Source organism: Methanobrevibacter sp. (assembly GCF_045120835.1).
In the GTDB taxonomy this organism is placed as follows: domain Archaea; phylum Methanobacteriota; class Methanobacteria; order Methanobacteriales; family Methanobacteriaceae; genus Methanocatella.
Genome location: NZ_JBGVFE010000011.1, coordinates 1 through 15,344, shown reverse-complemented (window position 1 = coordinate 15,344; position 15,344 = coordinate 1). Strand labels below are relative to the sequence as shown.

The following is a 15,344-nucleotide window of genomic DNA, read 5'->3' as shown; positions in this document are numbered from 1 at the left end:
ATATCAACACCATCGAAATTACATGATGAAAAACATTCAAAAATTTTATCAACTATAACAAATAATCAGTGATGCAACAATACAACCATTCAAAACCCGAACCATATTAAATCCAAAATCAAAATCCACTTAATATCAAAAGAAATATTAAGATAAATTTTTTAAAAATAACCCAATCCTAAAACAAGACCAGTACAAAAAAGGCAATAATGCATTGTCAATACAAGAAAAATTTTTGAAAAAAATCACTTGATTTTCGAGTGATAAACAACTAAAAAATAACTCTGAGAAAATTAAAAAATTACTACAAAATCCGTCAGAAAGTATTACTTAGATACTTATCAAAATATATCAAACTTTTGCAACATCACTTTCTAATAGTTTTTATTCATCACAGTGCAACTTAATTCAACTATTATACCCCAATATAATAAATATTAAGAATAACTACATAATATTGTGGAAATGTGAAATTATGTTAAAAAATAAATATTTTCTTATAACGCTTCTAATATTTTTATTGTTTATTATCCCTACAACAAGCGCAAGTGATAATAATACTGATTTAATCGAAATAGACAGCAGAAATACAATTTCTGACAATATTATTCTAAATGTTGACAACACTGAAGACATCACATCTGTTGATGCTCCCCACAATGAATTGACAGACAATGACCTTAAAAATGATTCAATCATTTACTTGACAGATGGGGAATATGACTATAAACAGGAATACGAACACAGAAACATTACATTTATTGGTGAAGACACATCAAAAACCATCATCAACGGTAACGGAAGCACTATCTATATAACCGAATTTGTATCGTTCAACAATCTTACCTTGAAAAACATCAAAATCTACGCTCCCGAAAACCTGACCTCCTCGAATGTCATTTTCAAAGATTTCAAATATAAGTATTCTGAAGACTTCCCAACAGGAATGATTTACAACGGCTATAGTGACAGCAGCAATATAAATCTGGTGAATTGTACATTTTACAATAACACCATTTTAGATGCAGGCATCCTAGAAGTATATTACAGCACAGTGAATATTAAAGACTCAAAAATCATTGACAACGAAAATGTCAAATCAGATGAATATATAACTTATGGAATAATTTATGCATCCGAATCAAAGCTCAACATTTCCAACTGCGAATTTATTAACAACAAAATTGGATCTCCTTCAGGAGTATTGACCTGTGAAAAATCGCCAATCAATATAATCAATTCCAAATTCGTGAACAATACCTCAAAAAGCACCCCTTGTATTCGTGTAAATAAGGCTGACGCTTCAATTGATGGTTGTGAATTCATTAACAATACGGGCACATCTAGTTATGGGTCCATATATATGCGTAGCGGAAATCTTTACATATCCAATTGTGAATTTATAAACAATTCTGCCGGAAGAAGGGGCGGATCAATATATTATACAACTTACGACCTTTTTAATTTCACCGTTGACAATTGTACCTTTTATGATTCAAAAGCAAAGCAAACTGGAGGGTCCATTTATATCTCTTGCGGAAACATCAATATCAACGATTGTAAGTTTTATAATTCCCAAGCCGATAGGGGAGGTGCAATATTATTTGAAAATTTATTTAAAGATCCTTCTCAAATAAAAATCACCTCAACTGAGTTTATAAATTGCTCTTCAACATTAAAAGGCGGAGCAATATATTGTAGCGATTCAGATTCATTCAATGGATTTAATTTATCAATAGTTAATGCTAAATCAAAATATGGAGCAGGAATATTAATCAACAATTGTAATTCAACATTCAATAATCTGACTATAACAAATTCATCAAGCTTCATTGGAGCTTATTTCCACCAAAAGGGTGATTTAAAGTTAATAAACTCACTTTTTTCCTCAAATACTGGTAATTTTGGATCTGCCATATATCTAACAGATATGCAAAACGTACTAATTGAAAACAATACCTTCAAGAACAATACTGCCAACGGTTATGGCAGCACAATTTATATCGTTTGCAATTCAACTCAAGATTTTTCAAAAAATAATTATGAGAATAATTCAGCGAAAGAAAATAAAACCATATATGTCAATTACATTTCATATGATAAGGATAATCTAATAATTATCAGCAGAAATTACACATTTTTCATAGGCAATTATACTGATACTGATTACATCCCCCAGTATTACAATTTAGTTGACTTAAATCAGACCACTCCCGTTAAGGACCAGATGGATGAGGGTAACTGCTGGGCTTTTGCAGCAATTGGAGGATTGGAGTCAAATGTTTTAAAAGCACATAATTTATTACTGGACCTTTCAGAAAACAACATGAAAAACATTGCAAGTAACACATCACCATTCGGCTGGATTTATGAACCAAATTATGGAGGATATTCATATACACACATAGGTTACCTTGTAAGCTGGTTAGGTCCCGTTTTGGAAGATGATGATCCGTATATAGAGATTAGTCGATATTCAAATTTGTTTGATAGTGTATTTCACGTCCAGAATATTCTAAACATTAAAAGAGATAACTTCACAGATAATGATGAAATCAAAAAAGCGATAATGAAATATGGAGGAGTAGTATCCGCCATCTATTCAACAAATTCTGTTAAGCAGTATTACAATGAATCCATTTATTCCAATCATGAAATTGTTATTGTAGGTTGGAATGACACAATGGAAATACCTAATGCTCCAGGATTGGGAGCATGGATTTGTAAAAACAGTTGGGGCTCTGAGTGGGGAGAAGACGGCTATTTCTATGTTTCATATTATGATACCTCCTGCCCTTCAAAATCAGACTTTTTAGGCGCATCCGTAATCATATTCAACAGTACAATAAAATACGAGAAAAATTATCAGTACGACCAGGCACAAACTGATTTCATCAATACCCCAAATGATACAGTATGGTATAAAAACAGATTCAATGCAACCAACAATGAACTTTTAGCAGGAGTATCCACATATTTCAAGGAAGATAGCTTTTGGAATTTATCAGTTTATGTCAACAATGCTTTAAAATTAAGTAAATCAGGATTTTCAAAATCTGGATACTGGACAATTGAACTCGGAAAGGTCATCCCATTGGAAATTGGTGATGTATTTGAAATAGAATTCCAAATCAATCACAATAATGCCAGCGTCCCCATCTGTGAAGGGACAATATACGTCAATAAATTTTACAGCGAAAACATCTCATTTATAAGCTTTGACGGTAAAAACTGGACTGACCTCTATGATTATAACTGGAATAACGAAGGAGAAAACACCTTACAGGTAGCATGCATCAAAGCATTCACAGTGCTTAACAATGAATCATTTATGATGCTTTCACATCAAATCGAAAACCATGAGAATTATCTTGAATTAACAAATGATTATACATATACAGATATCGATGAAGGATTTATAGATGGAATCATAATCAGCAAAGAAAATTTCACAATTGATGGGAAAGGTCACACCATCGACGGAGCAGGACTTGCAAGAATATTCAACATTACATCAAACAATGTAACCCTGAAAAATATTAATTTCAAGAATGGTAATGCCAGTTATGGCGGAGCAATATACAATAATGGTAAAACAACCATAGACAACTCCAAATTCACTAACAATAATGCAACTGGAGGTAGTGCAATTAAAACTGAAACCGATATTATTATATGCAATTCAGAATTCATAGGCAATGGTGAAAATTGCATTGATGTTAACACAGGTGCCAAAATAACTTTAAATAATGTTTCAAGTGATATTCCATTGGTAACTGATACAATAAGCATGACAATTCTTGAAGCTGAAGATGTTGCTTACGGCAATGACATCAACATTAAAGTTCAAGTAACCAGTAGTGTTATATCCTCATTGAACAGTGGAAAAGTTGTTGTTAATGTTAAGGGTGTTGAATATGATGCTGATGTAAAAGACGGAATCGCAACACTTGTTATTTCTAACTTAGATGCTGGAAGATATAATGCAAATATTACATACACTGACGATAAAATTACAAGAGCGGAAATCCCTGTTAATTTCACTGTAAATAAAAAAGACATTACAATTAATGCAAAAAATACTGCATTTGTCATCAACTATGGCGGAACATACAAAGTGAGTTTCGTAGAGGTAACTAACAACAATAAAGTAACATTTACATTAAACGGCAAAAACATTGGAACTTCCACCATAAAAAATGGAATTGCATCAATAAAATTAACTGCAAAAACCCTAAAAATTGCAAAAGCTGGTACAAAGAAGATGGTTATTAAAATTGAAAACAGTAATTACAGTCCAATAATCAAAACTGTAAAAATTACAATCAAAAAGGAGAAAACAAAAATAACAGCAAAAGCAAAAACATTCAAAAGAACAACAAAAACCAAAAAATACACAATAACCCTGAAAAACAGCAAAAACAAAGCCATGAAAAAAACAAAAGTTACCTTAAAATTTAAAGGTAAAACATATACTGCCAAAACCAACAGTAAAGGCAAAGCAACCTTTAAAATTACCAAATTAACTAAAAAAGGAACTTACAAAGCAGTTATCAAATATAAAGGAAACGACTACTACAATAAAGCAACCAAAAAAATTAAAATTAAAATCAGATAGATGCAACACGCATCTACCATATTCTTTTTTTCAATTATATCGATCAATAATCTTTAAAATTTTATCACATCTCTGATGATGATTTTGACAAGATAGATAAGATTTTAAGAATCTGTAAAAAAAAAATAAATTTTTAATGTTTAAATAAAAATTAAAAGATTCATATAGATTTAAATTTTTATGGAATTATAAAAAAGAAATGATATCAATCAATATCCAAAAAAGTAAACACCTGATACTCCAATAAATATCAGAACATTAGAAATTGCATGATGAAAAACATTCAAAAATTTTATCAACAATAACAAATAATCAATGATGCAACATCACAAACATTCAAAACCCAAACCATATTAAATTCCAAATCAAAATCCACCCAATATCAAAAGAAATATTAAGATAAATTATTTAAAAATAACCAAAACCTAAAACAACACCACCACAAAATAGGCAATAATGCATTGTCAATACAAGAAAAATCTTTGTATAAAATCACCCAATTTTTGAGTGATAATCAGCTAAAAAATAGCTCTGAGAAAATTAAAAAATTACTACAAAATTCGCCAAAAAGTATTACTTAGATAGCTTTTTATACTATAAAATTAAATATAATATATGCTAATGCAAATAAAATAAAAGTTCATTTAAAAGTCCTTTAGGCTCATTCACTCTATTTATCACTCCATTTAACTGAATCCTAAAGGCATGAACTTATTTTTAAATAAAACTCATTTTAAAAAAACTTTTTTTCAAAGATTGATTTAATGTTTTTAATCTAAAAAGTATTACTACATTAGGCTTATAATCACCCATAGATTTATCGATTTTATCAAAAAATTATTTACTTCAAACTCAACCCATGAAGTTAGAATTACCCCAAAGAAAAAATTACATTCAAAAAACAAAATTAATTTTCAAAAATATATTGGAAATGAACCTCCCACAATGCAGTTCAGTTTTACCCCCACACATCATTCATAACTCCAAAGAGGACATGAATTTACTTCAATAATCTGAAAAATACGATGGATTAAATCACAATTAATATGAAAAATATTAAAAATAATTACCATTGATTAAATATGCAGAAAGCGAATAGAAAAAATAATATTTAATAACTCCAACATATAGATGAACTCATATCTTTGTAGAAATTACATCAAAAATGCTTTTTGCAACCTCTCTTTTTGAGGCCAAAGGAATTGTTAAAACTTCATCGCCAACTATCAAAACCTCATTGTTATCAGATCCGAACTGACAGTTCTCCTTTGAAATGTCATTGGCTATAACCAAATCGGTTCCCGCATCAACAATCTGTTTGCGGGCACAGTCAATTATCTCCTGTCTTGAGATATTGAATTCCGCCTTGAATCCAACCAAAAATATGTCCGGATTGATCTTTTTAATTTGGCGAATAATTTTTGTGGTCGGCTTTAAATTCAAAAATAAAGAACTTGAAGAATCAATTTTCTTATCAGATTTATCTTTAAATTCAAAATCGGAAACTGCTGCTGCGGAAATAAATATATCACAGTCAGGAATATTTTCCAGAACAGCATCATTCATTTGCTTGCCGGTCTCTACACGAACAACATTAAAAACAGAGGGAATTTCAACGCTGACATTAGCAACAATCAAGGTCAAATCAGCTCCCCTGATGTATGCTTCACGAGCAAGAGCCAATCCCATTTTACCGGAAGACTTATTGGTAATTCCCCTTACGGAATCTATTGGTTCATAGGTCCCGCCAAGACTAATCAAAATCTTTTTGCCTTTAATAATATCAATCCTTTTTATTTAAATTTATTGTTCTCAATGATTCAAGAACAATGTCCTCTTTTGAAGGGAATTTCGCCTTACCTTCATCCATTCTAGGTTTTATAAAGGATGCTGATTTTTCATTCTTAATTAAATCGATATTACCCTTAATGGCCCTATACATTGAGTCATGCATTGAAGGAACAAAGATGATTGGAGTATTGTGTCCCTGTGCAGTAATCAAAAGAGTGGAAATTGGATTATCGGCGATTTTATGAGCAAATTTAGAGATTGTATTTGCAGTAGCCGGAGCAACAAGAATCAAATCTTCCTGAGAATATTTTACATGCTCTATTTTGCCTGTCAGTTTGGTGACCACTTCCTGGCCTGTTGCAAATTCCATTGCATTAGGATGAATGATTTCACACGCAGCTTCACTCATAAAACACTTTACATCAGCACCGTTTCTTCTAAGTTCACGTGCCAGTTTAATGGATTCAGTAGCTGCAATACTGCCAGTAACACATAAAATAATCATTTAAAACACCTTATGTAATTTTGATATCTGATAAAATATAATCAAAGACATATAAATTTGACTCGAACTGATCCAAAGGTGCACTATATAATAGGACATAAGCCTGACCACCTTTTTCAAACCAAACCGCCTTGTGTTCCCTTTCAACACCATTATCATCATTGGAAGTGTAGACATATTCCAATGCTTGCCTATCTGCAATTACAGACTCTCCGGCAGAAACCAACTGGAAATTGGAATCATATTGCATGGATTTATAGGTAGTATTGACAAAGGTGTAGAAGTCACCTTCAACTGGCTTTTTTTCAAAGTTGATATTGACCTGACCAATTCCTGCAGCATCAATTGAATCCAATTTGGAAATTGACATTATGGAATAATTTGAATTGGCCTGGGAATAGCCCCAATCTGAAGGGTAATTAATGACCAAACCTCCTTTGGAAAGGGTTTGAATAGTGGTTTCCTCTTCAGGATTATCCTGTGCACTAATGCTTGAAACTAAAAATAATATAAGAATAATTGCTATTATACTTCCTGTTATGATTTTAGCCTTCATAATATCACCCTTTATTCATTACTTTCCCCCGAGTCCGAAGAACTGCCAGAGTCCGAAGAACTGCCAGAATCACTGGACGAACTACTTGAGTCACTTGACGAACTGCTTGAGTCGCTTGAAGAACTGCTTGAGTCATCCGTTGTGGTTTCAGTTGTAGTTTCCGTAGTGGTTTCCGTTATGGTTTCCACATCATTATCATCATCAGTAGTAAGGGAATCTGTCTGATTGTTGTCAGAAGTATAGTTGAAAGTTGTAGTATTGACTACAGCCTTAATTTCAGGGAATGCTGTGTCTTCAACAATGGCAACCACATTAGTATCGGCTACCGGTCCAGTATCCAGATTAAAAATACCATAAGCAACACCTGCAGTAAATGCAATGACAAGTACAAGAATTGCAATTAGTCTAAATGCTCCACCGCCTGATGATTTTTGTTTTTTATTGTAGGTGGCATCTTCTTTTTTAGGATTTATAATATATTTTTGAACTAAATCTTGTTGTTCTTTTTTCTTATTTCTGGTAGGTTTTTTACTTCTTTTTTTAGTTTTGGAAGTGGTCGGTTTACCTTGCATAGACCTAATTCGTTTGGTGGCTTCCATTGCATCAATAGAATTCAGCTTATCTTCATATTTAGAACGAAAATAACGATATTTCTCAACAGAAATCTTACCAGACTTATAATCTGCTTCCAAACTGTTCATAATCTGAAGAAGTTTATCTCTTTCATCTGACATGCCTACCCTCCCTGAAATTATTATAATGTAAATTATATTCAAACATTAATTTAAATGTTACCTAAAAATGAGGATAGGAACCCAAAACTTTTAAAAAATAAGTATTTTCATCAATCTCTTTAATGATATTTTTAACTAATTCATCGTCAAGATGGCCTTCAAAGTCTATGAAAAACAAATATTTGCCTAAACCCTTTTTAGATGGTCTTGACTCAATTTTTGTTAAATTGACATTATTTTTTTGAAAAATTCCTAAAATTTTATATAACCCTCCAGGGCGATCTTCATAGATGGAAAAGATAATGGAAGTCTTGTCCGTTTCAGTGGGTTCATGATTTTCATTCGAAACAACAATGAATCTGGTTTCATTATTGTCTGTGTCCTGAATATTGCGTTGAAGAATTTCCAAATCATATAATTCTGCCGCCTTTGAATTTCCGATAGCGGCTTTCGATTTATCCCCAATTATATTTTTGGCAGCATTAGCAGTGCTTACCGCATAATGGGGCTGAATTTTACTTTGAGATATGAACTCCTGACATTGCGCAATGGCCTGTGCATGGGAATAAACATCCTCAATATCTTCCATTTGAGTTCCCGGATTGACTATTAAATTCTGATTAATTGGAATTATGATTTCCTGATAAATCCTTAAATCAAACTTGTGTGCCAGAGAATCCAAAGTAATTCCAACCGGCCCCTCAATTGAGTTTTCAATTGGAACAACACCAAAATCCACTTCATTATTGGCAACACTTTCCAATACCGCAGGAATGGTGCAGTATGGAATTAATTCATCTCCAATCATATTGGCTGCTTCATGGGTGAATGTTCCTTTTGGACCTAAAAATGATATTAATGTAATTCTAATCACCAAAAAAATAAAAAAAAGTTGATATTTAAGATTCTAATTTTTCAATTAGTCTTAAAATATCTGTTTGTGTTATAATACCAACGACTTCTTCACCTTCAACAACCGGCAAACCATTGTAACCGGTGTCCATCATGATTTTAGCTACTTCAGAGATTGTAGTATCTTTTGAAGTGTATGTTGGATTGGAAGACATGATATCCTCTACTAAAACCTCTTTAATTTGAGATTTTTGATACTTCTCAGGCACTTTTTTTCTAAAGTCTATGAATGCCCTCATCAAATCCTTAGAAGTTACCATACCAATTAACCTGTCTTCATCTACAACTGGCAATCTGCCAACATGAGCTTCAATCATGAGCCTTCTAGCATGAACGAGTCTTTCAGTTGGTGAAACCACTGTTAAATCTTTTTTCATGATTTCTTTAACAGTAATTTTATCAAAAGCAATTCCTACAGCAAGAGTAACAAAATCTGCTTTAGAAACGATTCCAACCATTTTTTCATCATCCATGACTGGAACAGACCCAATGCCTTTTTCTAACATCAGACTTGCTACTTCATCTAATTGCATTGTTTGAGGAACTGTAAATACATCTTTAACCATTACGGATGAAATATGAAGTCTTGATGCAGGCATGCTTTCATATTTTGAAGAACCAAGTTTATTAGCGATATCCCTTTCGGAAATAATGCCCACTAATTCTTTATTATTGGTTACCGGCAAACGTGAAACGTTGTGTTTACGCAATAATTTCAAAGCATCAGAAAGATTTTGATCTTTGTCTATGGTAATAATATCCTCAGACATCAAATTCTTAATTTGCATATTATCATCTCCCATATGTGTTTAATATCTTTTAACTGCGTTTAAAATATCTCTTTCAGTAATAATTCCAATTACATCATTGTCTTTAACAACTGGAACTCCTCCAATATTCTTTTCGGAGAAGAGCTCACATAAATCTCCAACAGTCATGGTCGGTTCGACTGTTATTGGGTCTTTAGCCATAATATCAGAGATTTTTGTTTTTTCAAGAACATCACTTGCTAAATTGGAATTTAAATTATCAAATAATTCTTTTGCATTTAAAAATCTTATAACATCAGTTGAAGTTAAGATACCTAATAATTTTTTAGCTGCTTTGGATATGTCTGCTTCACCACCAACGATAGGAATTCTTCTCAAACCATTCCTAACCATGATTTTACATGCGCTTTCCAATGGTGTTCCAGGAGTTGTAGTGAAAACTTTAGGACTCATATAATCCTGTACAATATCCTTGCCTGCAACGCCTGCAAGTGATAAAGCGATATCTCTTTCAGTTACGATACCTGCAAGTTTTCCATCTCCATCGACAAGAGGTATAGCACCTAATTGATTAGCCAACATTACATCAATAGTTTCGCCAATAGATGCTTTGTTAGATAAGGTGGTTAAATCACGAGTCATGATTTCTTTGACTGGTTCATTAATAGCAGCCAGGAAGTTATCTTCGTATTTTTTCTCAATAATGTTGAATTTTTTTCCTCCACCAAAGAAATCTAATATGTCCATTACTGTTACAATACCCAATAATTTTCCAGAACCAGGATCAGCAATTGGTAATCTTCTAAATTCATGTTCCATCATTACTTTAGCAGTATCCTTAATACTTTTTGAAGGAGGAATTGAAACTACATCTCTAGTTGCAATAGCCATGATGTCTCCTTCTCTATCATGAACTTTTGTTTCACGTTCAACTGCACCTGTGTTTGATTTTCTGTTAATAGATGTTTTATCTTTCATTTTCACACCTCTATTTACAATTGCTATCAATTAAATAAAATCAAAATATTTAAAAACAAAATTCACTCGACATCCAAAATTTTATGGATTTGAGGAATGGTGGAAACTTCAAAATATTGCCCAACAACTTCGGAAAACTCAAATAATTTAAAATTAATGTCTTTCCATTCTTCCAAAGGACTGGAAGGTTGGATAATTATTTTAAGGTTGCTTTTGTTTGAAATATTTTTCGATAATTTTTCAACTACCTCTTTAAATGACTTTATTTTTGTTGATGGCAATATAACTACTTTACAATATACATTTATAGATTTGATTATTAATAAATTTAGTGATTTAATCTCATTTATAAAAATGGAATTATCAAAATCACCATCAAAATGCTCCGGTAACTTTATATCCAAAGAAACAATGTCCAATTTTTTAATTAAATCAATATTCTCCGGTAAAGTTCCATTTGTTTCAAGCATAATCTTTAAATTAAAATTTTCAGATACCTCTGAAATGAATTCAGGATATAGGCTCGGTTCACCTCCAGTAAATGAAATAGTTTTACAATCAGGAGTGATAAGTTTTTCAATTTCTTTTGTGACTTCTTCTGGAGTCATTAAAGTTCCTGATTTTGCGGATTTACTATCATTGGTGTCGCAATAGTTGCAATTTAGATTGCAACCGGCAAATCTTACAAAAATTTGTCTTTCACCTATTAAAAGACCTTCACCTTGAAACGATGAAAATATTTCAATGATTGGAGCTTTCATCATAACTCTTTCCTGAACTCAGCGCCCTGTCCAATTCCTTCGTTCACACAAACTGCAACATATTCTAGATTATCATAATTTTCTGATAACTTTTTGGCCAGAGTTTCTGCAAAAAACTTTGACAATTCCTCAGCAGAAGTGTAGGGAAGAGGCAGGAATACGCAATCTACACCGGGCAACGAATAGCCCTTACCATCGATTTTAAAATGAACTGTATGCTGTTTTTTTAAATTGAAAATTGAATCTGTTTTCTTGTCGAAATCCTTAAATTCAATTAAATCATTATAAACTGGAATCAGCAATCTATGATCCAGTTCATCACAAATTGCCTTGGTATAACCTTTGACATCCTTAAAATCAACAACAAACTCAAAATCGCCTGCCCTTTCACCTTCAATTTCGACATCCACAAAGTAGGAATGGCCGTGTATATAACCGCAGGATTCGTGGCCCGGAATGACATGAGCTGAAGAGAATCTTAAATTTGACTGAATACCATTAACTAAAATTTTCATTATAACACCTTTGTTTTGCTAATGTCCTTTTCGATTGTTTCAATCTCATCAATGAATCTGATAACTGTTTTATTAATTAATTCCAATAAATTATTCTTGTTGAATACTTGTTGATTATTGACCCTAATGTCATATAAACCTATTGTTTTTACGTCATCCGGTGTTCCCTTATCCTCGAGATTGAGTGCAAAATGAATTTTTGCTGAGCTTAGGGAAACGCTTGCTATTGAGATGGACAATTTTCTGCCATCTACAAAAATATCATCGCCCTCACGGGTTGTTATGACACCATATTCCGTAAGGATTTCTCTAAAAATCATTACCAAAAGCCTTTGACGCAAATAAGCCACCCTCATGTTTGTAGGCTGTTGATCAAAGAATTCACAAATAAAGTTTACCATATAATTTGACTTGATTTCAAGACCGACATCAGCAAAATCCTTCAAATTATCCGGAGTGATGTTTACCGGACCGATCCATGTTACAATTGATGAACCGTAAATTCCAAATTCCTGAAATGCCCAGGAGGGATTAATTTGGCTTCCATCATATTCAAAAATTTCATCAACGTGCTTATGAGTAATAGTCATAATAAAACCTACATTTTTTGTTCAGAATTAATATTTGTATGTCCGCCATTATAAAGTAATCTAATCTCTAAAAAGAAGCAAGTTTAGAGTGAATAATGGATATGACATGAATAAGTTTTCAGTGAAAAATGAGTTGAAGTCAGAATACTGTAAGTACGGTCAATAATTTTGAACTCTAATTAGATAAAGTGCATAATAAAAATAGCTTCATTTGATTAAAACGTATGTTGAAAAAAATAAAAAAATTAAAAATAGGGGAATGTGTTTTTATTCCCTATTTTTTTACTTTAACTTTTCCTTTGACTGTATTTGAAATGTAAGTAGCAGTGAATTTATACTTCTTACCTTTCTTGAGTTTTTTAGCAACTTTCTTTTTAATGACTACTTTAGCAATTCCTTTTGAATTGGTTTTAGCAGTGTATTTTTTGCCTTTAAACTTGAATACAATCTTCTTACCGCTAATGGCTTTTCCGTTGGACCATTTGAGTTTAGCTTTAAGGGCAAATTTCTTACCAGCTTTAGCTTTAACAGTCTTTTTAACCAGTTTAAGAGTCTGTTTTACCACAAGGTCATTTGAAACATTATAGTTTTTATAATATGCTGAGATTTTGAAAGATGAAGGGTTTAAATTGATTTTCAATTTAGCAATACCATTTGCATCAGTGACAGCCACATAGTGGATAGTGTTGACATAAATGTCAATAATTTCACCAGCACCCACAGGCTTACCTTCATCTCCAATCACTAAAACATCCCAGTGAGATCCGTCAGCAAAGTCCATTGTTAAATCTTTATTGTTGACTAATCTAGGAACAATTTCAAGAGTTTTAGTAACTTGCTCTCCGGTTACCGGATTGATTGAAGTGATTGTGTAGTTGCCGACAGGCAATGTTTCGGATAATCTAGCAATACCATGTGTTTCAGTTTTTACAGTGTAGGATTTGCCGTTTACGATGAATGTGACATCTGTATTGACCAATACCTCACCAAACTCATTTGTAAATACTGCTTCATAGTCAAATTGACTGTTCCAACCTCTTACTAAATGGTCAATCACATTGATTGTTGGAAGATTTATAGGCATGTTGACATGGGTTCTATTTGAAACAGCCTCATACTTGTCATCACCACCATAGCTTACATCAACATCATGTGATCCTACAGGAATATCGGTTAATTCAACTACTGCAGTACCATTTTGCATTGGTGCAGTAAATGTTTGATTTCCAACAGTTACAGTTACATTACCTTCTGCATCTGCAGGACCTTTTACAACTACTGTAGCGGTTCCATCAGTCTTATTGACGTTTGTTACTTCAGCAGTTAATGTATGGCCTGTAACTTTAGGAATGTCAACTGTTTTGTTTTGAACAGTAGGATTACCTGTACCATCATCATAAGTTACAGTCATATTCTGTTTACCAGGTTTAGCATTAGTCACATTTACAGTAGCAGTTCCATTAACCACTTCAGCAGTGTAGTTTTTACCATCAACAGTTATAGTTACATTACCAGTAGCATTTTCTGAAACTTTTACAGTGATTGGAGTTGTATTACCATCGTTTGTACCAACTTCAAGAGTAATTTCAGGATGTACAGTGAATGATTTTGAAGCATAACTTTCATTGTATTTTTCATTACCCTCATAAATCACTTTAGCTTCATATTTGCCGACTTTCAAACCATCAACATTGAAAGTAGCCTTGCCATCTTTAACTTCTGAGTAGTAGCAGGTTCCACTAATGTTGATCAATACACGACCGGTTGTAGCATTAGTTACAGTAACTGTAATCACTTCAGTGTTTCCGACAACGATGTCAGTGACATTTGCGTCAACGCCGGTTGAAATCTTATTGACAGTGAAGTTAGCTTCAGCAGAACTTTCAGCGTAATAAGTGTCACCCTCATATTCTACGGTAATATGATACTTACGAGCAGCCAAGTCAGGTATGTTGAATACAGCAATACCCTCATCATCTACTTTTTGTGAGTACTTATCTCCAGCAATCAAGAGAGTTACATTACCAGTAGCGTTTTTAGTAACATTAACTTTAATCACAGCGACATCACCAACGGTAATGTCAGTTACATTAACAGTTACAGCTGAAGATTTCTTAGGATTAACGACGAAACTGGTATAATTCTTACTTGCCATGTATATATGGTCACCATCATAGTAAATGGTAACTGTGTATGTTTTAGCAGTTAAATTGTTAATGACCAATGTTCCTTTACCTTCTTCAAGATAAGCAGTCCTGTTAACTCCATCGATTTCGATATGTACTAATGCAGTAATGTTTTCGGATATTTCAAATGTTAATACTTCATCCATACCTACATAAATACTGTTAGCTGAAATGCTAATTGCTGTTTTAATCATAGATACTGTGAAGTCCGCCTGAGTATGATTAGATGTGTAGTTATCATCACCGACATAAGTTGCATATGCAGTGTAGTTACCTACCAATAAACCGGCTACATTGAATCTTGCAACACCACCAACTACATTTGAGCTGTAGGTTGATTCGCCAACGACAAGCAATACATATCCAGTTGCATCATTAGGTACGGTTACGTTAATGTATTCGATTGCACCTACAGTTGAATTGGATAC

Annotated in this window: 12 protein-coding genes; 1 reads left to right on the top strand and 11 read right to left on the bottom strand. The window is 32.7% G+C overall.

Annotated features, from left to right (window positions below):
- Positions 1–520: 520 nt before the first annotated feature.
- Positions 521–4,618, top strand: a complete 4,098-nt coding sequence (locus ACJMLO_RS01125) for a C1 family peptidase (protein ID WP_405293080.1) — start codon at positions 521–523, stop codon at positions 4,616–4,618.
- A gap of 1,137 nt (positions 4,619–5,755) precedes the next feature.
- Here the strand turns inward: ACJMLO_RS01125 and ACJMLO_RS01120 are convergent.
- The 11 genes from ACJMLO_RS01120 to ACJMLO_RS01070 form a co-directional block, all read right to left on the bottom strand.
- On the bottom strand, positions 5,756–6,379 hold the full coding sequence (locus tag ACJMLO_RS01120; RefSeq protein WP_405293078.1) for a phosphopantothenoylcysteine decarboxylase: 624 nt from the start codon (positions 6,377–6,379) through the stop codon (positions 5,756–5,758).
- A gap of 22 nt (positions 6,380–6,401) precedes the next feature.
- Positions 6,402–6,914 carry a flavoprotein gene (locus ACJMLO_RS01115; RefSeq protein ID WP_405293076.1) on the bottom strand — a complete coding sequence of 171 codons (513 nt, stop codon included), beginning with the start codon at positions 6,912–6,914 and terminating at the stop codon, positions 6,402–6,404.
- A gap of 10 nt (positions 6,915–6,924) precedes the next feature.
- The gene (locus tag ACJMLO_RS01110; RefSeq protein ID WP_405293074.1) at positions 6,925–7,470 is read right to left on the bottom strand and encodes a hypothetical protein; all 546 of its coding nucleotides are present in this window, start codon (positions 7,468–7,470) and stop codon (positions 6,925–6,927) included.
- Positions 7,471–7,481: 11 nt separating this feature from the next.
- The gene (locus ACJMLO_RS01105; RefSeq protein WP_405293072.1) at positions 7,482–8,204 is read right to left on the bottom strand and encodes an endoglucanase; all 723 of its coding nucleotides are present in this window, start codon (positions 8,202–8,204) and stop codon (positions 7,482–7,484) included.
- Positions 8,205–8,265: 61 nt separating this feature from the next.
- The gene (gene pheA, locus ACJMLO_RS01100) at positions 8,266–9,069 is read right to left on the bottom strand and encodes a prephenate dehydratase (protein WP_405293149.1); all 804 of its coding nucleotides are present in this window, start codon (positions 9,067–9,069) and stop codon (positions 8,266–8,268) included.
- 34 nt (positions 9,070–9,103) lie between these two features.
- Positions 9,104–9,904 (bottom strand): CBS domain-containing protein, encoded by an 801-nt coding sequence (locus ACJMLO_RS01095; protein ID WP_405293070.1) that lies wholly within the window; start codon positions 9,902–9,904, stop codon positions 9,104–9,106.
- A gap of 21 nt (positions 9,905–9,925) precedes the next feature.
- Complete coding sequence (locus ACJMLO_RS01090; protein WP_405293068.1) at positions 9,926–10,864, bottom strand: CBS domain-containing protein; 939 nt, start codon at positions 10,862–10,864, stop codon at positions 9,926–9,928.
- Positions 10,865–10,926: 62 nt separating this feature from the next.
- Entirely contained in the window at positions 10,927–11,625 is a 699-nt protein-coding gene (locus tag ACJMLO_RS01085; RefSeq protein WP_405293066.1) for a 7-carboxy-7-deazaguanine synthase QueE, read from the bottom strand.
- Positions 11,625–12,140 carry a 6-pyruvoyl trahydropterin synthase family protein gene (locus tag ACJMLO_RS01080; RefSeq protein WP_405293064.1) on the bottom strand — a complete coding sequence of 172 codons (516 nt, stop codon included), beginning with the start codon at positions 12,138–12,140 and terminating at the stop codon, positions 11,625–11,627. Before ACJMLO_RS01080 ends, ACJMLO_RS01085 begins: the two co-directional genes overlap by 1 nt.
- Complete coding sequence (locus tag ACJMLO_RS01075; protein WP_405293062.1) at positions 12,140–12,730, bottom strand: DUF366 family protein; 591 nt, start codon at positions 12,728–12,730, stop codon at positions 12,140–12,142. The genes ACJMLO_RS01080 and ACJMLO_RS01075 overlap by 1 nt, the downstream gene beginning before the upstream one ends.
- Before the next feature lie 274 nt (positions 12,731–13,004).
- On the bottom strand, positions 13,005–15,344 hold a 2,340-nt coding region (locus tag ACJMLO_RS01070; protein ID WP_405293060.1), incomplete at its 5' end, for an Ig-like domain repeat protein.